Origin of the sequence: Brucella lupini (assembly GCF_002252535.1) — a bacterium.
GTDB lineage: Bacteria > Pseudomonadota > Alphaproteobacteria > Rhizobiales > Rhizobiaceae > Brucella > Brucella anthropi.
This window is the reverse complement of the sequence record NZ_NNRN01000048.1, coordinates 36792-62613: the sequence shown is the minus strand read 5'-3', so window position 1 is coordinate 62613 and position 25822 is coordinate 36792. Positions and strand designations below refer to the sequence as shown.

Below are 25822 nucleotides of genomic sequence, written 5' to 3'. Positions count from 1 at the left end.
CCCAGCCCCCAAAAGCTGTTTCAGACGAGCTTTGCCTTTGCCTGCAAGCGCAATCCGAAGACAGCAACCATAATGCAGAACCACACCGCCCCACCGTTCTGAAAGAACGTGCTCTCCATACAAGACATATATAATCCGTAAAGCCAAAGGCGAATATAGAGGAGCGTTAATATAGGGTCGTTATCTGTGCTTTCCGCTTCCTTAATATACCGAAGCGGTAAGACCATTATCCAGATAAGCGTCAGAATTAAACCAATAATCCCAGCATTGATCATCATATCCAGAAAAGAATTATGTGCATTGAAGGCTGCAACGGCCCAGCTTGCGCCACCGCCACCTGCATAGACCATTTCCGGCGTTTTCCAGAATGAGTCCAGACCGTAGCCGAAAATCGGCTTTGCCGAGATTGCGGCGAATGCGAGTTTCCAGATGTCAGATCGATTTGTAAAGCTGGCGTCAACGCCCAGGCTTTGGACAAGCTCGCGCAAGGGATCGAAAACGGCCGCCCCGACAGCAATAATATTGAAAGCAGCGATCCCGCCGATAGCAATGAAAACACGTGTCCATTTCAGTCGCACAAACACCAGCGACATCACGACGATAAACGGCAACATGGCCGTCGATGTCTTGCCGCCCGTGTTAAGAACAAAGAACACGCAAAGGGCGACGATAAGCATACCCGTCTTCGGCAAGCCGGTTTTCCAGATATAGAGGCCGAAAAAGCTCATCAGCACCAGAGAGGCGGCGGCGGCATTCTTGTGTGGATAGTGGCCGCGCCATGCACCGGCCAGCATAGGTTCAATAACTTCAGTACCCTGATGAATAGCCCGTTGCGGCATAAAGATTACGCCGAAATAGGCAAACGCCAGTGTTATCAATGAACCGGCTGCCAGCAACCGTGCCATCTGGCGTTCGGATTGCGGCAACATGAGAAAGATGCTCGCATTCAACGCGGTCAGGATAGACAAGACCACTTTCTTGCTGGCGATCATCGGGTGAGCCGACAAAAGGGCCGTCATAAAGAGCCAGAAGAAAACCAGGCCAATCAGAACGCGCGGTTGCAGAATGGCACTGCGCATGGAGCTGCTCAGCGCGCAAACCAGAAAGCTGCCCGTCAGAAACAAGGTGACCAGCTGGTTGAGCGAGCTGGAATCTGCAGCTTTGGCTGTGACGCCGGTCACGGCACCAAGATCCGGATAGGGATTGGTGCCTATCCAGATGAATAAGAACATGCAGAGAAAGAGAGCGGCCCCGATAGCTGACGAGACTCGCGGTTGTATCTCCTCACGGTAATGAACCGATAGTTCAGCCAAGTCAGACCAGACCCTCACGGTTTCGACGCCATGCACCAAGATAGCCCAAACTGAGCGCGAGAACCACACCAAGGCCCATCCCGGCAATGCCACCCCCAGCCCCAAGCACGACGGTCTTGGGTGGCCAGCTGCGACCAATCGGAGGAATGGCAGTCGAAATGATCCGGATATTGGTCGCATCGAGTTGCTGGCGCTGGCTCGTCTCCGATGAGCGGGTCAGGAACGTGTTGTAGATAGAGACCTTGGCGGCCATGTCGCGTTCGAGGTCCGACAGCTGGACTTGCGCGTCATTGTCGAGCGCAACAGCCGAACGTGCTGAAGCTGCCTGTGCGTTGAGAGCCGCTACAACGGCATTTGCCTGATCGAGGTCAACCTTGGCCGATTGCAGGATACGCGCCCGTTCCTGCGCCAGCTGCTGTTCCAGACCGGCAAGCTGGCGTTCCGTATTCATCAGTTCCGGATATCGCGGACCGTAGGTCATGGCGAGAGCATCGTAGCGCTGTTTCAGCGATGCATATTGTCCACGCAGGTTCGTCATCGTGGGCGATTGCAAGGTGCTTGCCGGACTAACGGCGCTGCCGGTATCCTTTGTCAGCTCCTGATAGCGGGTGCTTGCATCGGCAACGCGCGCTTTGGCATCGACCAATTTAGAATTGATCTGCGTCATCGACTGGGTGCTGACGAGTTCGCCACCTGATGTTTGCAGGCCGTGCGCCCGGCGAAACGCCGAGACTTTTTCTTCCGCCTCAGTTGCCGCCTTCTGCAGAGAGGACAGACGTTCGGATAGGGCAGCGGCAGCACGTCCTGCGCCATCAGCATCTGCTTGCGCAACTTCCTCCTGGAAGGCGTTCGCCAGAGAATCTGCGACCTTTACCGATTTTTCGGGATTTTCCGTCCAGACCGCAATCGTAACCAGATAGGATCGTTCAGGACGCGTAACGTTGATCCGCTGCGACAGTGCACGTACAGCAGTCAGTGTATCATCTTTCGGACCCGCCGGTTTGCTGAGGCCAAGCATAGCCCTAACATCGAACGCTGGCGGAGGAGGCACAAACTCCTCATCCTCATTCAGCTTCAAGTCCGTCACGACCCGCCGGAGTACGTTGCCGGAAGTCAAGATGCGCATTTTGCTTTCGATGTCGAGAATCTGGCTGTCAGCCTGCAGGCTCTGGGCATAAACATCGTTGGGCAACAACTGGAGTCCAGACGGCGGAACCAGCAAATCCGTATAGGCTGTATAACGAGGCTTTGCCGTCATGCCGTAGGCGAGACCCGCCAAACCACCTATTATTGCGAGCGCTGCGATCAAAATCCACCGGGCACGCATCCAGGCGAGCGCCTCGAACAGGTCGAGTTCCGGCAGCATCAGTCCCTTGTTTGCAGGCGCAATGGTTTCAGTAACCTTTTCTTCTTCACGGACAACATACGTCTCGCGTCTGACTGCACGCAGCCGGTCATCGACGGATGCCAGATTTTCACTGGCAGTCTCTGTTACCCGTGCTTTCGAAGCGAGGTCGCGCAAGGTGTACATTAGTCGTCCCTAAGGTTCACTCAATAGCGCAAACATGGCGCTACTATTTTCCTTAGACTTAAAGATTAAAAAATTCGGTTAATGAAAGGCAATCATCTGCACGAGTGTCACCAAAATGCAAATGACGGTCATTTAGTCCTGCAGTTTGTGATAAATTTCGGTCGACATGCTTGGCACCTCATGTTCTTCGGGACTAAGAGAAAACAGTGCATATGCCTCATCATCAGAAGCTTTACGAAAAAGAAGCCTCTTCGCTGTCATAACCTTATCTTGAAGTTCCAAGCGCGCCTTTGATCCTCCAGAAGCACGCTGAGCCATAGCGGCCCGAAAACTCGGTATGAAAATTTGAAACGCCATTGGTCGACATTACTGTCCTACGCAGCTTCTAGCGGCAGCCTTTTTGCGGCAAACATCGCACAGCTTTTTACATTCGCTATTCTGGCACGCTATCTTGGCTCTCACGAGTTCGGTTTGTTCGTGACGGTGATGGCCGTTACCAGCATCGCCACCTTCATTTGCGGCCTGGGCGGAGCGGAATGCCTCGTACGTCGCGTGGCGCAGGATCGAGCGATCTATCCGGCAATGCTTGGCCACAATCTCATTTTGATCGCAGTTACAGGCGTTGTCCTCGTCGCCGCCGGAATGGTGATATTGCCGTTCTGGCTGAGTGGCTCTCCAGAATTTACAAACAACCTGTTTGGGCTTTTTCTGCTACTTGTCACCAATATTGTGTTGGTGCGCCTTATCCTGCTGGTCGAGCAAATTTACATTGCGCATACTGACTTCGTATCGGCCAATCTCTCCGTCGTCGGATTTGCCATTGCCCGCACCATTGGCGCGACAATCGCCTGCCTTGTGTTTGGCGTATCCACTGTTGTCGGATGGGCTTATTGGCAGTTCGGGGTTCATGTGCTGGTCGCCGTGGTTTATGCCTTGTTCCTGCGCAGACTCGGTCTTCCGCAATACACAATCGTGCGCGATGAACTGCGGCTCGGAGTGATGTTCGCATCACAGTTCATCTTCAAGGCGGTCCGCCAGAATGCCGACCTTCTGCTTCTCGGAACATTGGTAACTCCCAGCATTGTTGGCAGCTACGGCGTCACTCGTCGCATCATCGACAGCAGCACATTGACCGTCGAGGCGATGAACCGTCTCGTCTACCCGCATCTGGCCCGCGCCAGCGCAAACGGCATCCATCATGCGCTACCGATTACAATGCGCCTGCTCGGCGCCGCGATTGCAATCGGCATATTCACATCGCTGGCCGTCTTTATCATTGCGCCCTATCTGCCCTATCTCTTCGGCAGCGAATACGACACGCTGGTTTCCTTCTGCCGCACGCTTTGCTGGATCACGGTGTTTGTTGCTCTATGGTCGATAGCGGTGGATCTTCTGGGTGCAGCCAGCCAGCACAGCTATCGCACGGCGGTCCTGAACACAGGCAACATTCTTGGTGCACCGCTTCTGGCACTGGCCACCTGGTATGCGCCAATCACAGGAACTTTCGCAGCTATTTACGTAATCGAAATCAGTATTGTGTTGGCATCGTGGGGATGCGTTATCTACCTCGTTCGCCGGAGTCGTGACGCAGAAGAGAAAAAAGGCGGTTTCAAGCAGGCGGGGGCTTAGATGACGCGCATCTCTACACCAGCAAATGACATCAAGTCGCGACGTGTTCGCGCGATGCATATTGATGATATTCCTGCCGTCCGCACGCTGTTCCAGCGAGTTTTTCGTCCACACTCAAAGTCATGCAACAAGACTTTCGATCAGTATTTTCAGAAGTTCTTTTTTGAAAGCCCCTACTACGACCCTGCAATTGGCAGCGTGGTCCATGAGGACGAGCACGGTGAGATCGATAGCGCGATCTCGGTTCTGCCCATTCCCTATAGGGTCAATGGTCAATCGATCATGGGGCGATTGCTTTGCGCTTTCATGATGAAACCGGAAATGTCGCCACGCGGCGCCGCCGAATTGACACTCACTTTGCGTCCAAGTGAAAAGATACTCAACTTCACCGACAGTGCTGCGCCAGTAAGCCTCAAACATTCCGAAGCAATTGGGGGGATTACACTCGGCACACATGGACTCGGATGGACACGCATATTCCGGGCTGCCAGCTATGTGGCCAGTTACGTTGCAGAACGGCGTCCAATCCTCGGCGGATGGGCAACAAGCTCAGTAGGCAGAATGCTCAACCCGCTTTTTCCGATTCCTGCGATCATGAGAGCTGCCAAGCCCCGGGCGAATGTGAAGGAAATTGCGCAAGACGAAGCCATATCTCTTGTTCCAGGTTACCTGCAAAGCTATTTGGCACATCCAGCCTGGACAGAAAGCGACATCAACTGGCTGTTCCTGATGGCGTCCGACAATCAGGCTGCCGGTACCTTGCGTTTTTGTGCGATCAACGACCGCACCGGCAGTCCGAGCGGCTTTTTTTGTTACTACGTCCGCTCCAATGGCATTGCAGAAGTTCTGAACATCCTCGCCAAGGCCGGAATGGAAAAACATGCCGTCGATGCGATGCTGCTCCATCTGCAGGATGAAGGGCATGTCGCAGCGCAAGGCCGGGTCGATCCGCGTTATCTCAATGCGCTCTCACAACAGTCGATCATGTTCTTTCGTCTGAAAGCCAACGTTTGTGTAGCCACAGCAAACGCGGATATGCTGAACGCCGTTCAGCGTAATGATATCTTTATTGGCGGGCTCGCTGGCGAAAGCTGGAGCAGGCTGTCGACGGATTTCTATTGAGCTGCAAGCTTCCGTTCCAGCAAGAAGAACGTCGTCGGCCCTGCTTTGCCAGCTCCATTGTCCAGCCGGAAGGCAATGGGGCCAGACCCGACAGCTATCTTGTCATGAATCTTCCCATCAAGACCGACTGGCGAGAGTGTCCATGAAACAGTATTTCCTGCCAGTGTCACATCCACCCGGTTACGCAGCAGAGTGACTGGCAACCGTCCCCAATCCTCTATGATTTTCTCCGCCTTGTCGCGGAAGCGCATGTCGGTATTACGGGCATCACTGGCGAAAATTATCAGCAGCTTTTCACTGTCCTTCAATGGCTTCTCATCAATAGCCGAAACAGCAAACAAGCCCCTCTCCTCGGCATTGCCGAGGGATAGATCACGCAAAGTCAGGCGGTCTTTCAGTTCAGCAAAGGCAATGGCCTCGGTCTTAAGCGTAACAACCTGCATCCGCAGCTTGTTACGGTCGAGCCGGATTTGACCAGTGGCGCTTTCAAACAGGCCTTGCGAGGGATTGGTCGCGTTGTCATCTGCAAGGAGACCCGCCGTTTTCAGACGCTGCAACACGTTATCGAGTGATACATTTCGATAATCGACCGCGACTTTTTTTTGTAGGCCTTGCGGCCAGGCCAGTTCTTTCGTGGCAAGACCGATCCCGCCAACAAGTGCCAGCGGTTTCAGTCGCGCCGATTCTCGAAACTCAAGCGATTCACCAAGGCTTGCCTCACCCTGCATCATGAACGGTAGATTGAAATCGGCAGTTTCGATGTCGCCTCGACGAAACAGGAGTGACGCCAGCGTTTCGCCCGCACGCGCGACAGGATCGACGGCAAAAGTGTATGGAACGATACGTTGGCGGAATGGTGCTGCCTCATCAAATGCAAGCGTTAGCGGCCCCTGCCCATGGCGACAGATACCGTCCCAGCCCTGCAATGCGGCATAGGCCGGAAACACCAAACCCGCTTCATATCGATAGCGGTTCCAGAACAGATGCTCGTACTCGGTCACAAGAAAAGGCCGCCCGAGCCAGCGCCCGACAGCGATTTCGCTGACATAGGAAGCAGCGTCGGCAATCGAACTCGTATGCTTGATTTCCGTTCCTGGGCTGAGGGTTCCGATCCAGTCATGATAGGTATTGGCAACCAACGCTTTCTGGCTCTGTCTTGAAAGAGCCGTCTGGACGGTGAACCAGTTGTTATAGGGGGCGACAAGACCGCGATAGCCAAGACCGCGTAGGCCCTGTTCCATCCGTTGTGCCATTAAACGTTCACTTTCAACGAGGAAAGCCTGAAAATCCCGAAGCCGTCTACCGCCGCCGCTACGGCTTTCAGGCAATTGGATGGCTTGTTGTTCCAGATTTTCATCGGATGCCAAACCACCCCATGCTCGTGACAAGGCAGCGGTATTCGCATAGCGCTTTTTCAGAAATGCATTGAACGCGGGACGATAGCCGGGCCAAAATGTGGTCCCGTCGTCATGCTCGTGCACAAAGCTTGTGAATTCGATACCATTTTCATTGAACGGAATGGTGAGGGCGAGTGCGGGGTCTTCTAGAGGTGTGAGGCCTGTATAAGGATTGATCGTGGCGTAGACTTCTTTCTGGAAGCGCAGCCAGTGATCAAATGCTGCATCGTCCACATAGGTTCGGCGTTTCAGATTGCCTTCAAGTCCCCAACGATCAGTGTCCTTCCCGCCCAAAGCGCCGCTTTCGGAGGTAAGCCCGTCGATGATCCAGTAAATGCCTTCGCGTTTGAGCGCCGCCATCAGGTAACGCATCCGGTCGAGAGCTTCCGGACGAAAATCGAAATCGCGCTCCTGTCCAAGCATCAAGTCGGCATCAACAAAATGAAGTCGAGCTATATTGTAGCCGTGCAGGCGAAGCTGTCGCACATATCGATCAATGAAGGCATGATCTACCACGCCAGATGAGGGTGGCCCCCAGGCAATCGCGGCACACTGCAGCCGCATCGTTTGGTCAGGCTCGTCGGCTTTTGCGAAACGCCCGGCGGCATTTGCGATCAAACGATTTTTCTCTTCAATGGGGATGTTTGTCAGAAACCCCGAAAAATCGAGCGGGCTTCCATCGGAAATTTCGAGATTGTTTTCTGTGACCGGAAGCCATTCCTCAGCACCAGCGTTGGACATCGCGAGGCCTATAAGTGAAACGGATATGGCCAGTCGCAGGATTTTCATCAAGGCTCCCTTATAACCTTACTTTCGATCCAGTCGGTTGGTTTGCGGCGCGGCTGAAAAAAGCCAAGCGGTAGTGCAGCTGCATGAAATATCCATGCTACCACCGCGTAGACGCCAAGCTCGATACTACGCGAACGAATGGACATTGCCGCGAACGGGATCGCCGCAATCACGGCTGCCGCCAGAATTGCCAGCGGCCATCCCGGCACGAAAACGAGAGCCGCCAAGATCACCAGCCACCATAGATAAACCGCGCCCCAAAGCCGTAATTCCGGCAGTTCACGGAACAAATTCTTCTGGTGTGCCTGCCCCATTGCAGCACGCAAAACCTCGCCGGTTCCACGCAGATATTTGCTTTTCCACCGGCGAACCAGAAGCTTATAGGCATTCATGGTATAGCCAAAATGCTGCACAAAAGGGCGATCCAGACGATAGAGTTTCCAGCCTTTACTACGCAGCCGAACACCCGCATCAAACTCTTCATGGCCATGAAGATTGCGATCGGAAAAATATCCCGCCTGCTCGATCGCGCTGCGCCTGTAAAGTCCACCGCCATTCATACGGTCGATGTCACCTGTTCGCGCTTCCGGCGAATGCCGCTTCGCACGACGCTGGAACTCCAGACTTTCCAGAATCTGGTCCACGACATGGCCGGTCACGCCACCGACATCCGGGTGCTTGTCGAGATAATCAAGAGCTGCCGGCAGAAAATCTGGCTCGATTGTCATGTCGCCATCGATCAGGCAGATATAGGGCTGCGTCGAATACTGAAAGCCCAGTTGTGGACCGAGACCGCAGCTGGCCCGCGCGGGAGGCTCGATCTGCACAATCTTGATCGGATAAGACTGTGCTATCTCTATTGTGCGATCCGTGGACCCGCTATCTGCTACGATTACTTCCACTTTTCCGCCAGGCAAAGCCTTCAGAGCGCTCTCTACAGCCTCGGCGATGCGCTTTTCTTCGTTCAAAGTTTTGATGATAATCGAAACAGACATCGTTGACCTATTTGGGAGAAAGCACGCGCCTAGCAATCTATTGGCAGAACCAATCAAGCCAGCATTTCATAGTTTCCTTTGGTTTCAAATCCACTAAACACTTCAACTATAAAATGAGATTCGGCGTACTCAAATAATTGAGGTTTCCTAATTTAGGAAATCCTGAAAGACATTTATGCTGACCAAAGATTTTGACATTCGGGTCTATAGCAGCGCGGAACAGCTATCCAGCGACTGGCCAGATGCCGATGACAAAACCGGCAGCGCATTTTTTGTGTTCCAGACCAAATCTTTCGTAAGAGCATGGGACGCAACTTACGGGCGCAGACCCGGCACACAGCTATGTTTGACCGAGGTTCGCCAGCACGACGGCACCCCGCTTCTTTTTCTGCCGCTCTCAATCACACGTATTTACGGATCCCGTGTGCTGGGATTTATCGATGACGGTGTGAGCGACTACAACGTGCCTATCGTGTTTCCAGCTGCAGCGAAACTTTCTCCTGACACTACCGCACGCGTTCTCGAAGCTGTTGTCGCAGCGGTTCCCTCGCATGATGTGATTGCATTCTGCAAAATGCCGGAGCGAGTGGAAGGCTTCGCAAATCCACTGTGGCAACTGGCAAACAAGCTTTCTAACGCATCGACACATGCGATTTCTCTGATGCGCCCGATGGATGAGATAGAGCGATCCATACAGAGTATCAGCAATATCAAGAAGCGTGATCGCACGCTTCAGAAGATGGAAGGATGTCGGTTCTTTATAGCGCAAACCCAAGCGGAACGACGATCTGTTCTGCAGGTCATGCTACGCCAGAAACAGCGCCGTTTTGAAGAAACCATGGTCCCTGGCTTCGATGCGCATCCTGAAAAGCGCCGCTTCTTCGAAGAAGCAACCGAGCAGCTAGCTCAACACAATGGCCTGCATCTTTCAGCACTTGCCGTTGGGGAAACAATATTGGCCACCATGTGGAGCGTCGTTCGCAATGACCATTACTGTGCGATGATCACAACCTTCGAGGCCGGAACATGGAGCAAATTTTCACCCGGCAAAGTGATAATTCTACGCCTTTTGCACAGGCTGAAAGCAGATGGCTACGCCTGCTTCGATCTTGGCTTTGGCGACGAGGGGTGGAAAATCGGCTTGTGCGACCGGACAATACCCCTGCGCGACTATATTCGCCCCGCCACTCTTCGGGGACGCACCTCACTCATTCTTGCCCGTTCACTGGAATGGATACGTTCAACCTTGCTTTACAAAAAGCTGCGCCCGTTGAAATGGCGGGTGCTGCGCAAGTTTGGTTAGAAAGCCTACACAGTACGTTTCGGCATCCGCACCGTGAAAGTTGATCCTTCGCCCAATTGCGAGCGAACAACCAGACGACCGCGATGGCGTGCAAGGATATGTTTGACGATGGCAAGCCCAAGGCCCGTACCCTTTTGAGCCCGGCTTGTTTCGACGTCAATCCGATAGAAACGTTCCGTCAGGCGCGGCAAATGCTCCGCTGCAATGCCCGGACCAAAATCCTGAACTGATGCCACCACCTCAGCAGAACTGCCGCTATTGTCTTCGTCCAGTTTTACGATGACGCGCTTGCCTGCCTGCCCGTATTTGCAGGCATTTTCGACGAGGTTCTGAAATACCTGGATAAGCTCGTCACGCGCGCCAGTGACTGTAACGGGATGATCCGGCAGTTGACGCTCGATACTGATATCGAGACCGGCTGCCAAGGGCGTCAGTGTGTCGGCAACATGATTGAGGATGGATGTCATGTCCACACATTCATTGACCGCCAGATGTGCCCGCATTTCAAGACGAGACAAGGACAAAAGATCGTCGATCAGGCGCGACATGCGTTCGGCCTGTTTCTGCATGATATCCAGAAAGCGGTCGCGCGCAGCTGCGTCGTTTCGAGCTGGTCCCTGCAACGTCTCGATGAACCCGCGAAGCGAGGCGAGCGGCGTGCGCAGTTCGTGACTTGCATTCGCAATGAAGTCTGAACGCATACGATCAATGCGACGCGTTTCGCTCTGATCGCGGAACAGCAGGACGAAAAGTTCAGGCCTGCCATCCTTACCCGGCAAGGCCTTGACCATCGCCTTGAACCAGCGATCAATCGGGACGCGCTCAAAATATTCAATACTACGCGCTTCGCCGTCTGCAATCACGCCCTGAATGAGAGCATGCATTTCCGGCGCTCGAAACCGCAAGTAGAGCGCTGTGCCGGTTTCCAGCGACTGGAACGCCTCCAGAGCCGCAGAATTGTTGAATAGAACAGTTCCGCTATGATCGAAGACGACCATCGGATCGGTCAGAAGATCGGCCAGACGCTCGCCGGACACTCCCGCCATTTCGTTGGGTGCCGCTGTCTTCACCGGCTCTTCGTCTGGCTCGCTGCTCGCAACTTCGCTTGCGAGCCACACAGCGCCGAGTACAACAACGGCCAGGAGGCCAGCTCGAAACCAGAAGGGGAGATCAAGAGCCAGCACGCAGACCGCGAGAACCATGCTGGCAATCAAGACACCCTTGACCCGAAGAAGCGGTTCGAAAATCGACTTCTCCGCCTGTGGTTCTGGATCGGTGCGGTTGCCTGCCTCGCTCATGCTGCTTCCTTCTGCGGTTGGGGCATAGACTTTATCCGGAAATGCTCGAACGTCCTTTACGTGGCTTCCAAACAGCCCATATCATGCTTTGATATAAACGAAAGGGAATTGCCGTGGGTGACAGTTCGAAGACAGCTAACAAAAAGAAAGACAAAAAAGACGAAGCGAAGCCGACCGACAAGCCAATCAAGCTGAAAATTGACGGTGTAGCGCGTTCGTTTGACATAAATGATCCGAAACTACCGAAATGGATCGATGATAATGCGCTGCAGTCAGGTGGATATCCCTACCCATCCAAGATGAAGTCGGACGAATATGAAGAAACGCTGGAGCGGCTTCAGATCGAACTCGTCAAACTTCAATACTGGCTTCAGGATACTGGCGGTCGTGTTATCAGTGTTTTCGAAGGCCGCGACGCGGCTGGTAAAGGCGGGACAATCTTTACTATCCGTGAGTTCATGAACCCCAGAACTGCGCGGAACGTTGCTTTGCCGAAGCCCACCGAAACCGAACAAGGTCAATGGTATTTCCAGCGTTATGTCGCGCATTTTCCAACTGCCGGCGAGTTCGTTACGTTTGACCGATCATGGTACAACCGGGCTGGTGTGGAACGGGTGATGGGTTTTTGTACCCCGGCGCAGCTTGAAACCTTCCTGACTGAAACACCCGATTTCGAGCGCATGATCGTTACGGACGGTATTCATCTCTTCAAATTCTGGCTGGATATCGGTCAGGAAATGCAGCTCAAGCGCTTTCATGAACGTCGCCATAGTCCGCTCAAGAACTGGAAGTTCTCGCCGATGGATGTGGCGGGAATCTCCCGCTGGAATGATTACTCCGACGCGCTACACACCATGCTTGAACGGACCGATACAGGTTACGCACCCTGGACGATCATTCGGTCGAATGACAAGCGACGCGCCAGATTGGCTGCAATCCGGCGCATCCTTTTGACGCTGCCCTATGAAGGAAGAGACCTTCAGGCAATTGGAGCCGAGGATCAATCGATCATCGGACGCGGCTCTACATTCCTCACCTCGTCATCTGCGGAAATGTAGAACAGGCTTGGCTGGTGCGGCGTCTTTTCCCACAGATGAGGCACACGCATCAGCTGCCATAAGGCGCGCCACGCTGAGATTGAAATCAACACCCAGTATACCGGGATTGAGAACAGATAGGCATATCCTCCCAGCTCCGTTGGTTCCATTGTTCTTGCACCCAGAAGATAGAAGCTAAGATAGGCCAGCAGAATATTCGTTACATCAATCCCCAACAGCCAGACGCCATGGGTTGTCAAAGGCCCGAATAACATGCTGATCAGCAAGATCGCGAACATGGCCAACATGAGCGGATGCAGAAGCGCTGAACTGATTATACCTAGCGTGTAGATCTGATTGACGGAAAAACGGAACCAGCCAAGTTCACGCCATGTGTTGTGCGGCTGGCGTCCATGAACGAGCCATGTCTGCATCCAGCCCTTGAGCCAGCGTGTTCGCTGTTTACGCCAGATATCATAGTTTACGGGTGCGTCCTCAATCGTTCCGCGCGTGATGACGCCGATGTGATAACCGAACCGGGCGAGCCTCACCCCGAGATCGGCATCCTCCGTGACATTGTAGGCATCCCAGCCGCCAACTTCTTCCAGACAAGATCGCCGAAAATGATTGGAAGTACCTCCGAGAGGAATGACAAGACCCCGCGAAGCGAGCCACGGCAACAAACCGCGGAAAAGCGCTGCATATTCAAATGCGAACATTCGTGTCAGCAGGTTGTGGCGGAAGTTCCCGATAATCAGCGGTGCCTGCACACAGGCCAGCTTGTCGCCTTCAGCCTGAAAAGTCTGCCATGCTTCCAGCAGCTGGTCAGGGTGTGGACGGTCTTCAGCATCGAAGACCGCTACAATCTCGCCTCGCGCAAATTGCAATGCATAATTCAGCGCCTTCGGCTTCGTCTTGGGTCCGCCAGACGGCACGAGAACCAATTCGAAATTCAACGGCAGCCGTTCACGGCGTATTGCCGATACTGTATCGAAATCATCCTTCTCGCAAACAAGCTTGATATCGAGTTTGCTGGCGGGCCAATTCAGCCGTTTCAAGCTCGTAATAAGCTGACCGATCACTTCCTGCTCCCGATATAACGGGACCAGGACTGAATAGTTCGGTAAGTCACGCGGATTGCATTTCCTGATTTCGAGAAACTTCAACCGGCGTCCCGAAACAGCCGCGAACAAACGGATCATCACGCATCCGAAGAAGAATACCGACAACGCCACATGAAGCACCAGAAGCGTCATCGTCGGCCAGTTAAACACGCAGGCAAAGAACGCATAGATTGCCATGGCAATGATAAATGCCTGTGGCGTATCCAGAACGCGCGCTGCTGAAAACGACTGCGGCGTCATTTCATGAGCCCGCGCAATCAGATCCTTCTGATGTCGTTGCCGCATGATCTGTTTCAAAAGTGTCGGCGTACAGATCCGAATTCGGCTCTTCAATTGCGGTGTCGCAAGAATATGATCTCGAAGTTTTCGGATACGATTTTCGGACGGAGCAATGTAGAGATAACTACTTCCGTCTGCGCCGAGCACCATAACCTGTCCGACATCGATGAAAGCCGATGGCTTTTCCTCCCCCGATACGAAAATGCGCGACGGTAAAGCCTCCTTTGTGAATTCCAATCCCAGAAGATCAGCGATAGCTGCATAAATGGCCGATTCCGCAACATCTCCTCGCTGAATCAATTCCACACAAAAAGATGTTCCATGGTGAGTAGCCGTACTATACGCCCCCAACAACGCATCTCTAGACACGCCACATTGTTCCAATCTGGCTGATATGGCACTGCATATCTCCAGATCGAACGCAATCGATCCATTACTCATAGCACCCCCGCACTACTGAATACCTATATTTACTTATTTTATGCTTTAATAATTCAATTCTTTACTATTTTACCATTTACTTCATTAGGTATTTATTCTGGTAAAATTTGCAATCGGAAGGTAATATACTGAAAAGGAATTGCAACCTTTATTTTTATTGAACCTTCGTTGAATATTGCTCGTCACTCGATAACTCAGTTAACGCGAAATTATAGAGAAAAAGGCAAAAGCGGGTCATGAAACGCTACCTTCCAAGACTGCTCGTCGCGTTGGCATTCACGTGTGGCGCCCATGGTGCCTGGGCCTCAGACGCACAGCCAGAGGCTCCATCTTTCATCAACCAGAAAGAACGCCTGCCGTTACCGTCCTTGCAGGCACTCAATCGGTTAAGGTTCCTCACAACTGTTGATTTCCCCCCGTTCAACATGCTTGGCGATCAGGGACAGCTTTCCGGCTACAATGTCGACCTAGCCAAAGCCCTTTGTCGTCAATTGGGTGTTGACGACGTCTGTCAGATTGAAGCTGTGCCGTGGAATGAGCTTGAGGAGCGACTGCTTAGCGGACAAGCAGAAGCCATCATAGCCGGATGGAAACCAACCGATGAGAATCGTGGTCAATTTGCTTTCTCGCGGTCCTATATGCGATTGCCTGCGCGATTTGCGACGACCAACGCAGGCGCATTTAATGACGATGCAATTACGGCCACAAAAGGTAAAAGCGTTGGCGTTATTGCGGGATCGGCCCACGAGCAACTGCTAAAAAGCTATTTTCCTCAGGCGATCGCCAAATCTTACCCTGATGCATCTCTTATGCTCGCTGATCTCAAGAGTGGCAAGGTCAGCACTGTGTTCCACGACGGCATGTCACTTTCAATGTGGTTGAATAGTCCTGAAGGCCATACTTGCTGCAGCTTTACAGCCGGCGCTTACCTCGCACCGCAATATCTTGGCTCCGGTCTCAGCATTGCGGTCGCACAGAAGAACGCTCCCCTTGCCAGTGCCTTCAACAATGCTCTTCAGGCCTTGCAGCAGAAAGGCACGCTAACGGAGCTTTATCTGCGCTATTTCCCCAACAGCTTTTATTGAGCCTAACTCAAGACGGATGGAATCGATAAAACTGAGATGCCCTTTGCGTGCCATTTTGACGCAGAGAAGGGCCGTCACTAAACGAATTTTCAGATATTCTTGAAATTTCCGATATAACGATACTTACAGTAAAAAAGTAAAAATATTTCATATCAAATATATAGCTCAACAAAATCGCGTCAGAAGCGTGATAACTATACAACTTGCACCGCGAATTGCGCCGCTTATAGCAGAATAAGATCAATAAATACATGCATTTATTTTGACTTGAACAAATCACCCTCTCATCAATAATCAAGTTGAGGGAGAAGGAGGATTTATACAATGTTCGATGGCGTTCCTGCCCAATGGCACAAGACTCCGGAACAAACAAAGCGCTCGCCCAATGAGGCCGCCTATGTGTTTCTCGGTATCATGCTTGCAGCGCTTAGCGTACCAGCGACTTTTCTGGGCTGGGCAATCGTTCAGAGTATCGCATCGCTGTTTTAGAACACGCACACCCTTTGGTTCGAGGGATATGTCGCAACGAAATGCGAGTACAGCCTGATAAGCATGAGCATTAACTGATGTAAAAAAGCCCCGCCTATCGGCGGGGCTTTTGTTTGAAGTTCGAAACGGACTAGATATCTGTCTGCCCATTCGGGCCAGTCGTTTCATTCACATCTTCATCCTCTGGCCGCTTCGGCGGCTTGCGCGCTATCAGACTATAGAACATCGGAATGAAGAACGTTGCGATGAACGTTGCAGCCAACATACCGCCGATAACGCCCGTACCGATCGAGTGACGGCTTGCCGAACCGGCACCCGTACTGATCGCAAGCGGCACAACACCGAGAATGAAGGCCAGCGAGGTCATCACAATCGGGCGGAAGCGCAAGCGGGCCGCCGACGCTGCCGCCTCTATCGCGGACTTGCCTGTCTCTCGCTCGAGTACCGCGAATTCCACGATCAGAATTGCGTTCTTCGCCGCCAGACCTATGAGTGTCACCAGACCAATCTGGAAATACACGTCATTGGTCAACCCACGCAGATCGGTCGCCAACAGCGCACCGAAGATAGCAAACGGCACTGCGGTAATGACGGCGAGCGGCAGGCTCCAGCGCTCGTATTGCGCCGCAAGGATCAGGAACACCATGACGAGACCGAAGATCATCGCCTGCGTGCCTGTGCCGCTTGTGGTTACTTCCTGATAGGCCGAGCCCGTCCATGCAATCTGGTAGCCCTGCGGAAGAACCTCCGCAGCCACTTCCTGCATTGCCTTGATGGAATCGCCAGAGGTGAAACCTGGTGCCGGATTACCGGTGATCTTCGCTGCATTGAAGGCGTTGAAGCGTTCAAGCTGATCCGGGCCAACAATACGTTTGACAGTCACAAGAGCATCAAGCGGGATCATGCTGCCGGAATTGGCCCGCACGAAGACATGCTTGAGATCGCTTGGATCACGACGGAACTCAGCCTCCGACTGCAGGTTGACCTGATAGTTGCGGCCAAACAGCGTAAAGTCGTTGACATAGAGACTACCGAACGTTGCCTGCATTGCAGTGAATACAGAGTTGATCGGCACACCCATAGCCTTCGCCTTTTCGCGATCAAGCTGGATGTCGTATTGCGGAACGTTCGGATCGAACGTCGTGCGCACGCCCTGCAGTTCCGGTCGCTTGGCTGCAGCCTCGGTGATGAGTTTGGTTGCACGCGTCAGCGATTCGACACCACCGCCGGTACGATCCTGAACATAGAGTTCAAAGCCACCGGTCGTGCTGAGGCCCATGATCGGAGGCGGGTTGAATGCCAGCACAAGCCCGTCCTTGATGCCCGAATTCATGGCCATGATGGCACCGGGAAGATTGCGGGCATCGGTTTCAGGTGTCGTGCGTTCCTTCCAGTCCTTGAGCATGATGAACATCGTGCCCGCACTGGTTTTCAGACCGCCCGACAGAAGATCGAAGCCGGATACCGCGAAGACGCTTTCCACAGCCGGGCTTTTCCGGATATTCGCGCTCGCCTGATCAAGAACCGCCGTTGTGCGCTCCAACGAGGCCGCAGGAGGCAGGACAGCAACGCTGAACAGGTAGCCCTGATCTTCGTCAGGTAACAGCGATCCCGGAACCCGTTCAAAAAGATAGTATGTAGCACCAAGAAGGCCTGCAAAAATGATCAGACCGATTGCAGCGCGCTTCAAAAAGAAGCGAACGCCACGAGAATAACCGTCCGTCACCCGCTCGAAGAAGCGGTTGAAGATGCGGAACGGCAGCATCGGCTCGTGATGACCCGGCTTGAGGATCAACGCGCAGAGCGCCGGTGTCAGTGTCAATGCCACAAGACCAGACAACGTCACCGAAATCGCGATAGTGACGGCGAACTGCTTGTACATTTCACCGACAAGACCGCCCATGAAGGCAACCGGAATGAACACGGCGCAAAGCACGAGAACAATCGCAACAACCGGCCCCGTCACTTCACCCATGGCCTTGATGGCGGCCTTGCGCGGCGACAGTTTATCGGTCGTCATGATACGTTCGACGTTTTCCAGAACCACGATAGCGTCGTCGACCACGATACCGATTGCCAGCACCAGACCGAACAGCGTCAGGAGGTTGATGGAGAAGCCGAGCACATACATGCCCGCAAAAGTGCCAATGATCGAGATCGGCACTGCGATGATTGGAATGAGCGTCGCGCGCCAGTTCTGCAGGAAGATGAACACCACCAGCACGACGAGAATGATCGCCTCGATGAAGGTGTGTATCACTTCCTCGATGGAGACCTTGATGAACTTCGTCGTATCGAACGGGATCGAGTAATCGATACCCGCCGGGAAGCTCGCCTTCAACTCGTTCATACGGTTCTGAATGAGTTCCATCGTGTTGAGCGCATTCGCGCCCGGCTGCAGATAGATTGCAATCGGAACTGCAGACGTACCATTAAGATTACTGTCGACGAGATAACTTTCCGTGCCTAGCTCGACGCGCGCAACGTCCTTCAGACGCAGCGTTGCGGCGTTAGAGCTGGAACGAAGGATAATGTTCTCGAATGCAGCGGCATCCGGCAGACGCCCCTGCGTGGTCGCCGTATAGGTGAACGGCCCGGCCTGCGGATCGGGCTGATCGCCGAAACGACCGGCTGCGAACTGTGCGTTCTGTTCCTGGATAGCCGTCGAGACATCGCTAGGGGTCAGATTATACTGCGCCAGCTTGTCTGGACGCAGCCAGATACGCATCGAATAGTCAATATTGCCGAGCAGCTGCACGTCGCCCACGCCCGACAGACGCTTGAGATCGTCGACCACGTTCAGCAGCGCGTAGTTACCGACGTAGGTGCGGTCATAACGATCGCTGTCGGAGAACATGGCGACCATGCCCAGAATCGTGGTGGAACGCTTGTCCACCGTGACGCCGAGACGCTGAACCTCCTGCGGAAGCGACGAGGTTGCACGCTGTACGCGGTTGTTGACGTTGATGGTGGCCTGATCGGGGTCGGTGCCCAGAGCGAAGGTCACGGTCAACTGCATCGTACCGCTACCAAGGCTCGAGGACTGCATATAGAGCATGTTCTCGACGCCATTGATCTGCTGTTCCAATGGCGCAGCAACAGTCTGCGCCACCGTTTCGGCACTTGCGCCGGGATAGGTTGCACTGACGACCACCTGTGGCGGCGTCAGTTCGGGGTACTGCGCAATCGGCAGGATCCGGATGCAGATCAGGCCAGCCAGCACGAGCACAATGGAAATGACCGCCGCGAAAACGGGGCGGTCGACGAAAAATCTATTCATTGCTTGTCTGCCGCCTGTTCTTTGCCAGCTTCAGCACCCGCCTTGTCAGGCGATGTCTGATTGCTTGCTTCAGTAGCTGCGTCGACCGGATTCACGGGCTTACCCGGGGCTGCCTTGACGAGACCTTCGCTTATAACCCGTTCGCCTGCATTGAGACCTTCGGAAACAAGCCACGCGTCACTCAGTTCACGCGACACCGTGATCGGTCGCACTTCGACAACATTGTCCTTGTTGACCACGTACACAAACTGCGTTTGCGGACCCTGGAGCAATGCGGCCTTCGGGATCGTGATTGCATCCTTGACCTGAATACCGAGGATCACCGCACGGACGAACTGACCAGGGATCAGGCGGCGATTAGGGTTCTCAACGACTGCACGGGCGCCAAGAGTGCCTGTTTCCGTATCGAGCGACGATGAGGTGAAGTCGATCGTACCTTCATGATCATAAGCCTGTCCGTCACCAAACAGGACCTTGATCTTGAGGCGATCGGCATCTTCACCCGTTGCACCGCGTTCTGCGCGCAAACGGTCGATTTCGGCAGCTTCCGTATCGGTGAAGGAGAAATTCACGTACACCGGATCGAGCTGGGTAATCGAAGTCAGAAGACTGGAGGATGCATCAGTACCGATGAGGCTGCCCTCATTGACCTGTTCCTGACTGGTAATGCCGCTGATGGGCGCGGTGACCTTGGTATAGCTCAGATTGAGTTCTGCGGTGCGAAGCTGTGCCTTGGCTGCAGCAACCGCCGCCTTGTTCAGGTCGCGCGTCGCAAAAGCGGAATCACGAACTGCCGTGCTCTGCACCTTCTGCTGGACGAGTTGTTCTGCGCGCTCGGCATCCCGAATGGATTGCTGATACTGCGCTTCGGCCTGCGCTACCTGAGCCTGAGCCTTTTCAAGCTCGGCCTCATACGGTGCAGGGTCTATTTCGAACAACACGTCGCCCGCTTTGACTTCCGTACCTTCGATGAAATTGCGGTGAAGCAATATTCCGCCCACGCGCGCTCGGACCTGAACATCGCGATAGGCGCTGATACGCGCCGCATATTCATAGGTAACAGGTACATCATGCGGCTTGACCACCGTAACGGATACCTGTGGCGGAGGCGGTGTAGCCCCCCCGGGTGCCTGCGCCAGAACGGGTTGCCCCGCAAAGACAAGAAATGCGGCCCCTGCCGCAAAAAGCCGAATGGAACGGTTCAAAGTCATGATGGGAGTGCCCTTGCTGTCGCGCGGTGCTGCCAATTTAACATACACGAGTGTTTGTAAATACGGACTACCGTGTTATAGTCAATCACCTAATATTACAGATCACGAATGAGTTATCCAGATTCAGTGGCAAACTGGGCCACTAGCCTGCATCTACCTGAGAGAAGTCATGCGAAGAACGAAAGCCGAGGCAGCCGAGACCCGGGAAGCCATTCTGGTGGCCGCCGAGCAGGTTTTCCTCGAACGTGGTGTCAACCAATCTACACTGATGGAAATCGCATGTCATGCCGGAGTAACGCGTGGTGCGATTTATTTCCACTTCCACGACAAGCTTGAAATCGCGCGCACAATCATAGGTAATGTCCGCTTCCCGCAAGAAGAAATCATGTTGCAGGCAGCGGCCGTTAATCACCCCAATCCAATGCATGTTCTGGAACAATCGATTATCCAGGCGCTGCATCTTTTTTCGAACGATGTACGCCAGCAGAACATTTTCATTATCATCAACCAGCGATGCGAATTCGTCGGCGAGATGGCCCCACTGGAAGACAGACTCAGGGAAGCGCGATCTAATGTCCTCTCATTGCTCGCAGGATTGCTCGACGTGGCGGCAAGACGCGGGGAGCTTTCAAAGGAATGGACTGCTGATACGGCAGCACTGATCCTGCTTTCCATGTTGAGCGGGCTCCTCAATGAATGGTTGCGCGGCGACCGAAACTACGATCTCGTCACCTATGGCGGCAAGGCAATCTCGATACTCATTCGATCTCTGCGAAATCAGGAATTCGAAGCTCATCAGACGCAAGATTACACATAATTGCGATATGCCCCACCCATTGGACCTGCTATTTTCTCCCGTGGTTTCTTTCAACCTATTGTGATTGCTGAACTTAAAAATTGGGGAAGACGCTCGACTCCTTTATAATTTACGCTTACGTCAATGTAACTCTTGCGAAGAGAGTAAAACTCGACCACATTTATGGTGAGGAGGCTGTCCGGGCGGGCAGCTTGGGAGACGGCGGGCGCACAGGCTGCCCAACTTAGGACGGAGCAATCCGGGGAGAAGACATGGCGAAAAAAACGACTGGGCAAAGTGCATCCGTAGTTGAATCCGTCGCAGCAGATACAGCCAAGAAAGGCGCGTTGAAGCAGGAAAAAATCTGGCTCAAATCGTATCCGGTCGGCGTTCCGCACGAAATCGATCTGAGCAATACCTCGTCTATTGGCGATATGATTCTGGCGTCCTGTCGGCAGTTCCCCGACAATCCCGCCTTTACCTGCATGGGTAAGGATCTCTCTTTCAAGAAGCTGGACGAATACTCTCGCGCCCTCGCAGCATTTCTCCAATCGCGTGGCCTCGTCAAAGGTGATCGCGTCGCAGTGATGATGCCAAACATCCTGCATTATCCAATTGCGTTTACGGCTATTCTCCGCGCCGGTTTCGTGGTGGTGAACGTCAATCCGCTTTATACGCCGCGCGAGCTGGAACACCAGCTGAACGACTCCGGCGCCAAAGCATTGATTGTTCTGGAGAACTTCGCGTCGACGGTGGAGAAGACCCTTAACTCCGTCAATGTTCCCAATATCATTGTCGCTTCAATGGGCGACATGCATGGCTTCAAGGGCCACATCATCAATTTCGTCGTGCGCCGCGTGAAGAAAATGGTCCCTGTGTGGAACATCCCGGGCCATATCCGTTTCAAGGATGCATTGGCTCAAGGCCGTGCCCAATCCTTCAACCCCATTCCGGTTCAAGGTTCTGACCTTGCTTTCCTGCAATATACAGGCGGTACGACGGGCGTCTCGAAAGGCGCCATGCTCACCCATAGCAATATTCTTGCGAATGTGGAGCAGATGCATGTCTGGATGGAGGTTGCTTTCCGCAACAAAGGCAAGCCCAAGGCCCTGAATTTCGTATGCGCCCTGCCGCTTTACCATATTTTCGCGCTCACGGTGAATGCGATGATCGGCATTAAGCTTGGTGCACGAAATATCCTCATTCCCAATCCACGCGATATTTCCGGCTTCGTCAAAGAGCTGAAGAAATACCCGTTCCATATCTTCCCGGGCCTCAACACCTTGTTCAACGGCCTCATGAACAACCCTGATTTCCAGACGCTGGATTTCAAACCTCTTATTCTCACTCTCGGCGGCGGAATGGCTGTGCAACGTCCTGTTGCCGAACGCTGGCAGAAAATGACTGGTTGCCACGTCACTGAAGGGTATGGCCTTTCGGAGACCTCGCCCGTCGCCTGCGCCAACGCGCTTGATGCGACCGAGTTCTCCGGCACTATCGGCCTGCCCATGCCATCGACTGATGTGGCAATCCGTGACGATGACGGAAATGACCTGGCACTCGGAGAGGTCGGGGAAATCTGCGTGCGCGGACCACAGGTGATGTCGGGCTATTGGGAACGTCCCGATGAAACCAAACGCGCGATCATGCCGGATGGTTTCTTCCGCACGGGCGACATGGGCTTCATGGACGAACGCGGTTACACCAAGATCGTCGACCGCAAGAAGGACATGATCCTGGTTTCCGGCTTCAATGTCTATCCAAACGAAATTGAAGAAGTTGCCGCCGGTCACCCCGGCATCGTGGAAACGGCTGCCGTTGGCATACCGAACGAACATTCGGGCGAAGTCGTCAAATTGTTCGTTGTCCGTAGCGACCTCAACCTGACCGAAGACGAAGTCAAAGCCTATTGTGCCGAACGTCTCACCAACTACAAGCGTCCGCGCGAAGTCGAGTTCCGCGAAAGCCTGCCAAAGAGCAATGTCGGTAAGATTTTGCGTCGCGAACTTCGCGACTGAGAACGTTGAAGTTTACAAACAAATACGGCCGGACATTTCATCCGGCCGTATTTGTTTCAGACTGAATCATGCTGAGGGCGGCACCAGAGGCTGAACGATCTCCTGGAAAGGTGCCAGCGCTTCGCATCGAGCTGCCAGACCAGCCAATGCCGGATGTTTCTGCTCATCAAAGAGGCTTGGATGCGCCTCGCGCAGAAAGCGAAGCGCACAAGCCGCCGCGATATCGGTATGTCCGATATCATCTCCAAACCAGTATGATGATTTCCGTTCCGCAAGATCACTTTCCAGAACATCCAGCACCCGCGCGATCTGTGTCTCGCAGCGTTCCACCCAAACGCTTGATTTTTCGCTTCGCAGCAAACCTTCATAGAGAAGGCTCACGGCCTTATCGGCAAGACCGGTAGAAAGCGCACATATCTTCAAAGCCTGACGGCGCTCGATACCTTTTTGCGCCACCAACGGAGGCTTGCCGACCGCGATCTCATCGAGATAATCGAGTATCGCCGCGCTTTCGATCACGACGTCGCCATCGTCGAGGACAAGCGTCGGCACGCGGCTCAGCGGATTGAACTCCGCAATCCTGTCCCGGTCACCGAATGTCGACCATGGTTCATGCTCGAATGGCAGGCCGTAAAGCCGCATGGCGATAGCGACACGCCGCACAAAAGGGGAATCATACTGGCCGATCAGGATCATGGACATAGCTCGGGAACGTTGAACGTTCCGTCATGCTACTCCACACCGATCCCACCGCAAGAGCATTGAGGATGAATTGTCATGATGCTTCCATTCAACGAATTGAATGGAAGCCAGCACTCATCACTTCAATAATTCAGGCAATCCAGCAACGCTATCCAGCACCACATCGGCATGAGGCTCCAGCGCCTCACGAGGAGAGTTGCCCGATAGAACACCGACCGCAAGCCCTGCCCCGGCAGCATGGGCTGTTTCCAGATCATGCAGATTGTCGCCGACCATGGCGATCTCGTGGGGTGCCAATCCCAGCTTTTCTGCAAAATAGAGCAGCGGGTCGGGATAAGGTTTTGGGCGCGCCGCCGTGTTGTAGCCAATCACGACTTCGAAGAGCCCGTGGATACCCAGAGCTTTGGCGGTAGCGTGGGCACCAGCCTCGGAATCGTTGGTGGCGATACCAAGGCGAAGCCCCATCTCCCGCAGCGTTTCCAGCGTTTCGCGAACGGCTTCGATCGCAACCGCCGAACGCGCACCTTCGGTGACGCAGTAAGCGTCATATTCTTCGACCAGTTTGCGCACCTGCTCGGATGCGACGTCTGGATGCCAAAGTGAAACGATATCTTCGACTGTACCTGCCGCGATGACCGAATTGGCCCGGAAACGCTCGGTCAGCCAGTCATAACCTCCCGCATCGAGCAACGCGCGAGCCCGCACCTCGTCGCCTTTTGCTGCACGCTGCGCCAGTTGCCACGAGATTGAAAACCAGGTGCGGTCGAAATCGATCAGGGTGCCGTCCTTGTCGAACAGGACGGCACGGATTGATTTCATACGCTCTGCGGAAAGCTTGTCGCTCATGCTTCCAGCGCACCGGCACGCTTCTTGACGGTTGAAGGCTGTGCTCCAAGCAGCTTGAGAAGATCATCCCCACGACGCACATAGCGCAGCGAGCGACGCGTCAGAATACGTCCATCCTGCGGTGCGGTCAGCGTGATATCGCCCTCTGGTTCACCCGGCTTCGTAACCACTGTAACCAGCTTCGTTCCCGCCTTTACTTCATCGCCCGGCGCTACATGAAAGAGCACCATACCGCCTTCCGGCGCGCGCAACATTTCAACATGTGAGAGCGGCGTGACAAGACCCTTATATTCCGTCTCTAGCTTCACATTGTCGTCGCGAACAACGCCCCGATGCACGAGGAATTTATACAGACCTTCGGCATCGCCTTTGCCCATATCGGCATAAACATCGCTCAAGCCACGGAATTCAACCGTTGTAACAGCCCGGCGCTTCATGTTGCGCTTGTCCGCCGGCAATTGCAGAACCGGATGCGCACAGGCTTCTTCAAAAGCTGCGTCGGCCGTCGTGTCCCATGCGAGGATTGCCGTCGAATTGAGCGCGATGGCCAGATCCTTCATGTCTTCGGCGAATTCCTCCGCGATATAAACGTAATTCTCGCTCTCGTCGTCGCAATGCAAGTCGAGCACGATGTCGTTCGGCAGGGCCAGCTTCAAAAGCGTCGCCTTCAGGCGCTGAGCCAGTGAGATCGGCGCATCCGGCTCCGGCAGTTCAGAGGTGTCAAAATCCGGCAGTAGCGGGAAAGCGCGATTGAAATTGGTCAGCGAAAACGTCTCGAAACGACCGAGATGCTGATGTGCCTGCCACTGATTGGAGCCGATCGGATTGGCTTGCGGAACAACGGTAATATTACCAAGAATGCGCCCTTCATCGGCGGCCTTCTTCAACATCGGAACCAGGAAATGAAGAGCCGCCTGCCCCGGAAGTTCCGCACCGTGAAGCGAAGATTGCAAATAGGCGGAAGGCGCATCGCTGTCCTTGCCTGCAAAGCGCAGCACGCGCAACTCGATGGCATTTCCCGGTACATCGCCGGCAAATTTTACGATCTCGGTTTTCATTTCATTTCCCATTTATTTCTCATGAAGAGAGCCGGGTTACAAACCCGGCTCTCCTTTATTTCTAGCTGTGCAGAGAATA

The 25822-nt window shown here is 53.8% G+C and carries 19 protein-coding genes; 8 read left to right on the top strand and 11 right to left on the bottom strand.

The genetic code is table 11. The annotated features are described in order from the left end of the window. Positions 1–20: 20 nt before the first annotated feature. Both CES86_RS14780 and CES86_RS14775 read right to left on the bottom strand, forming a co-directional pair. Positions 21–1400 (bottom strand): O-antigen ligase family protein, encoded by a 1380-nt coding sequence (locus CES86_RS14780; protein WP_235819922.1) that lies wholly within the window; start codon positions 1398–1400, stop codon positions 21–23. Beyond that, positions 1315–2844, bottom strand: a complete 1530-nt coding sequence (locus CES86_RS14775) for a GumC family protein (RefSeq protein ID WP_010658209.1) — start codon at positions 2842–2844, stop codon at positions 1315–1317. Before CES86_RS14775 ends, CES86_RS14780 begins: the two co-directional genes overlap by 86 nt. 345 nt (positions 2845–3189) lie before the next feature. Here CES86_RS14775 and CES86_RS14770 point away from each other — a divergent pair, with 345 nt between their 5' ends. Together CES86_RS14770 and CES86_RS14765 are read left to right on the top strand one after the other, a co-directional pair. Next, positions 3190–4473 carry a lipopolysaccharide biosynthesis protein gene (locus tag CES86_RS14770; RefSeq protein WP_010658208.1) on the top strand — a complete coding sequence of 428 codons (1284 nt, stop codon included), beginning with the start codon at positions 3190–3192 and terminating at the stop codon, positions 4471–4473. Continuing rightward, the gene (locus CES86_RS14765; RefSeq protein WP_010658207.1) at positions 4474–5595 is read left to right on the top strand and encodes a hypothetical protein; all 1122 of its coding nucleotides are present in this window, start codon (positions 4474–4476) and stop codon (positions 5593–5595) included. It abuts the gene before it with no gap. Here CES86_RS14765 and CES86_RS14760 read toward each other — a convergent pair. Together CES86_RS14760 and CES86_RS14755 are read right to left on the bottom strand one after the other, a co-directional pair. Continuing rightward, positions 5589–7781, bottom strand: a complete 2193-nt coding sequence (locus CES86_RS14760; RefSeq protein ID WP_094514778.1) for a glycoside hydrolase — start codon at positions 7779–7781, stop codon at positions 5589–5591. The genes CES86_RS14765 and CES86_RS14760 overlap by 7 nt on opposite strands. Further along, positions 7781–8776 (bottom strand): glycosyltransferase, encoded by a 996-nt coding sequence (locus tag CES86_RS14755; protein ID WP_012090696.1) that lies wholly within the window; start codon positions 8774–8776, stop codon positions 7781–7783. Before CES86_RS14755 ends, CES86_RS14760 begins: the two co-directional genes overlap by 1 nt. A gap of 175 nt (positions 8777–8951) precedes the next feature. On the opposite strand from CES86_RS14755, the gene CES86_RS14750 reads away from it, so the two are divergent. After that, complete coding sequence (locus tag CES86_RS14750; protein ID WP_094514777.1) at positions 8952–10079, top strand: GNAT family N-acetyltransferase; 1128 nt, start codon at positions 8952–8954, stop codon at positions 10077–10079. A gap of 5 nt (positions 10080–10084) precedes the next feature. Here the strand turns inward: CES86_RS14750 and CES86_RS14745 are convergent, their stop codons facing one another. Continuing rightward, entirely contained in the window at positions 10085–11377 is a 1293-nt protein-coding gene (locus CES86_RS14745; protein ID WP_040129932.1) for an ATP-binding protein, read from the bottom strand. A gap of 113 nt (positions 11378–11490) precedes the next feature. Between CES86_RS14745 and ppk2 the strand changes: the two genes are divergently transcribed. Further along, entirely contained in the window at positions 11491–12435 is a 945-nt protein-coding gene (ppk2, locus tag CES86_RS14740; protein ID WP_094514776.1) for a polyphosphate kinase 2, read from the top strand. On the opposite strand, the gene CES86_RS14735 is transcribed toward ppk2, so the two are convergent. Continuing rightward, a complete protein-coding gene (locus CES86_RS14735; protein ID WP_167387118.1) occupies positions 12378–14258 on the bottom strand; it encodes a glycosyltransferase family 2 protein in 1881 nt (626 codons plus the stop codon). The two genes, ppk2 and CES86_RS14735, sit on opposite strands and share 58 nt — an antisense overlap. A gap of 236 nt (positions 14259–14494) precedes the next feature. Between CES86_RS14735 and CES86_RS14730 the strand changes: the two genes are divergently transcribed. After that, complete coding sequence (locus CES86_RS14730; RefSeq protein WP_094514773.1) at positions 14495–15343, top strand: transporter substrate-binding domain-containing protein; 849 nt, start codon at positions 14495–14497, stop codon at positions 15341–15343. A gap of 324 nt (positions 15344–15667) precedes the next feature. Next, positions 15668–15832, top strand: a complete 165-nt coding sequence (locus tag CES86_RS27520; protein WP_006466025.1) for a hypothetical protein — start codon at positions 15668–15670, stop codon at positions 15830–15832. Between the two features lie 130 nt (positions 15833–15962). Here CES86_RS27520 and bepE read toward each other — a convergent pair whose 3' ends face one another. Together bepE and CES86_RS14720 are read right to left on the bottom strand one after the other, a co-directional pair. Further along, entirely contained in the window at positions 15963–19112 is a 3150-nt protein-coding gene (bepE, locus tag CES86_RS14725) for a multidrug efflux RND transporter permease subunit BepE (protein WP_010658199.1), read from the bottom strand. After that, on the bottom strand, positions 19109–20323 hold the full coding sequence (locus tag CES86_RS14720) for an efflux RND transporter periplasmic adaptor subunit (protein WP_010658198.1): 1215 nt from the start codon (positions 20321–20323) through the stop codon (positions 19109–19111). Before CES86_RS14720 ends, bepE begins: the two co-directional genes overlap by 4 nt. 169 nt (positions 20324–20492) lie before the next feature. On the opposite strand from CES86_RS14720, the gene CES86_RS14715 reads away from it, so the two are divergent. Both CES86_RS14715 and CES86_RS14710 read left to right on the top strand, forming a co-directional pair. Next, complete coding sequence (locus CES86_RS14715; protein ID WP_010658197.1) at positions 20493–21140, top strand: TetR family transcriptional regulator; 648 nt, start codon at positions 20493–20495, stop codon at positions 21138–21140. A 251-nt stretch (positions 21141–21391) separates the two neighbouring features. Beyond that, on the top strand, positions 21392–23137 hold the full coding sequence (locus CES86_RS14710; protein WP_010658196.1) for a long-chain fatty acid--CoA ligase: 1746 nt from the start codon (positions 21392–21394) through the stop codon (positions 23135–23137). A 66-nt stretch (positions 23138–23203) separates the two neighbouring features. Here CES86_RS14710 and CES86_RS14705 read toward each other — a convergent pair whose 3' ends face one another. From CES86_RS14705 to CES86_RS14695, 3 genes are all read right to left on the bottom strand, one after another. Then, positions 23204–23833 carry a glutathione S-transferase family protein gene (locus CES86_RS14705; RefSeq protein WP_029375880.1) on the bottom strand — a complete coding sequence of 210 codons (630 nt, stop codon included), beginning with the start codon at positions 23831–23833 and terminating at the stop codon, positions 23204–23206. Between the two features lie 123 nt (positions 23834–23956). Then, positions 23957–24685 carry an HAD family hydrolase gene (locus CES86_RS14700; protein ID WP_010658194.1) on the bottom strand — a complete coding sequence of 243 codons (729 nt, stop codon included), beginning with the start codon at positions 24683–24685 and terminating at the stop codon, positions 23957–23959. Next, on the bottom strand, positions 24682–25743 hold the full coding sequence (locus CES86_RS14695) for a succinylglutamate desuccinylase/aspartoacylase family protein (protein WP_010658193.1): 1062 nt from the start codon (positions 25741–25743) through the stop codon (positions 24682–24684). Before CES86_RS14695 ends, CES86_RS14700 begins: the two co-directional genes overlap by 4 nt. Positions 25744–25822: the final 79 nt, after the last annotated feature.

Bases quoted from the DNA above. Each gene is read 5' to 3' on its own strand.
- CES86_RS14730 (WP_094514773.1), top strand. From the start codon at position 14,495: ATGAAACGCTACCTTCCAAGACTGCTCGTCGCGTTGGCATTCACGTGT.
- CES86_RS14745 (WP_040129932.1), bottom strand. From the start codon at position 11,377: ATGAGCGAGGCAGGCAACCGCACCGATCCAGAACCACAGGCGGAGAAG.
- CES86_RS14700 (WP_010658194.1), bottom strand. From the start codon at position 24,685: ATGAGCGACAAGCTTTCCGCAGAGCGTATGAAATCAATCCGTGCCGTC.
- CES86_RS14720 (WP_010658198.1), bottom strand. From the start codon at position 20,323: ATGACTTTGAACCGTTCCATTCGGCTTTTTGCGGCAGGGGCCGCATTT.
- CES86_RS14705 (WP_029375880.1), bottom strand. From the start codon at position 23,833: ATGATCCTGATCGGCCAGTATGATTCCCCTTTTGTGCGGCGTGTCGCT.
- CES86_RS14710 (WP_010658196.1), top strand. From the start codon at position 21,392: ATGGCGAAAAAAACGACTGGGCAAAGTGCATCCGTAGTTGAATCCGTC.
- CES86_RS14715 (WP_010658197.1), top strand. From the start codon at position 20,493: ATGCGAAGAACGAAAGCCGAGGCAGCCGAGACCCGGGAAGCCATTCTG.
- CES86_RS14765 (WP_010658207.1), top strand. From the start codon at position 4,474: ATGACGCGCATCTCTACACCAGCAAATGACATCAAGTCGCGACGTGTT.
- CES86_RS14760 (WP_094514778.1), bottom strand. From the start codon at position 7,781: ATGAAAATCCTGCGACTGGCCATATCCGTTTCACTTATAGGCCTCGCG.
- CES86_RS14695 (WP_010658193.1), bottom strand. From the start codon at position 25,743: ATGAAAACCGAGATCGTAAAATTTGCCGGCGATGTACCGGGAAATGCC.
- CES86_RS14755 (WP_012090696.1), bottom strand. From the start codon at position 8,776: ATGTCTGTTTCGATTATCATCAAAACTTTGAACGAAGAAAAGCGCATC.
- CES86_RS27520 (WP_006466025.1), top strand. From the start codon at position 15,668: ATGTTCGATGGCGTTCCTGCCCAATGGCACAAGACTCCGGAACAAACA.
- CES86_RS14735 (WP_167387118.1), bottom strand. From the start codon at position 14,258: ATGAGTAATGGATCGATTGCGTTCGATCTGGAGATATGCAGTGCCATA.
- CES86_RS14775 (WP_010658209.1), bottom strand. From the start codon at position 2,844: ATGTACACCTTGCGCGACCTCGCTTCGAAAGCACGGGTAACAGAGACT.
- bepE (WP_010658199.1), bottom strand. From the start codon at position 19,112: ATGAATAGATTTTTCGTCGACCGCCCCGTTTTCGCGGCGGTCATTTCC.
- CES86_RS14750 (WP_094514777.1), top strand. From the start codon at position 8,952: ATGCTGACCAAAGATTTTGACATTCGGGTCTATAGCAGCGCGGAACAG.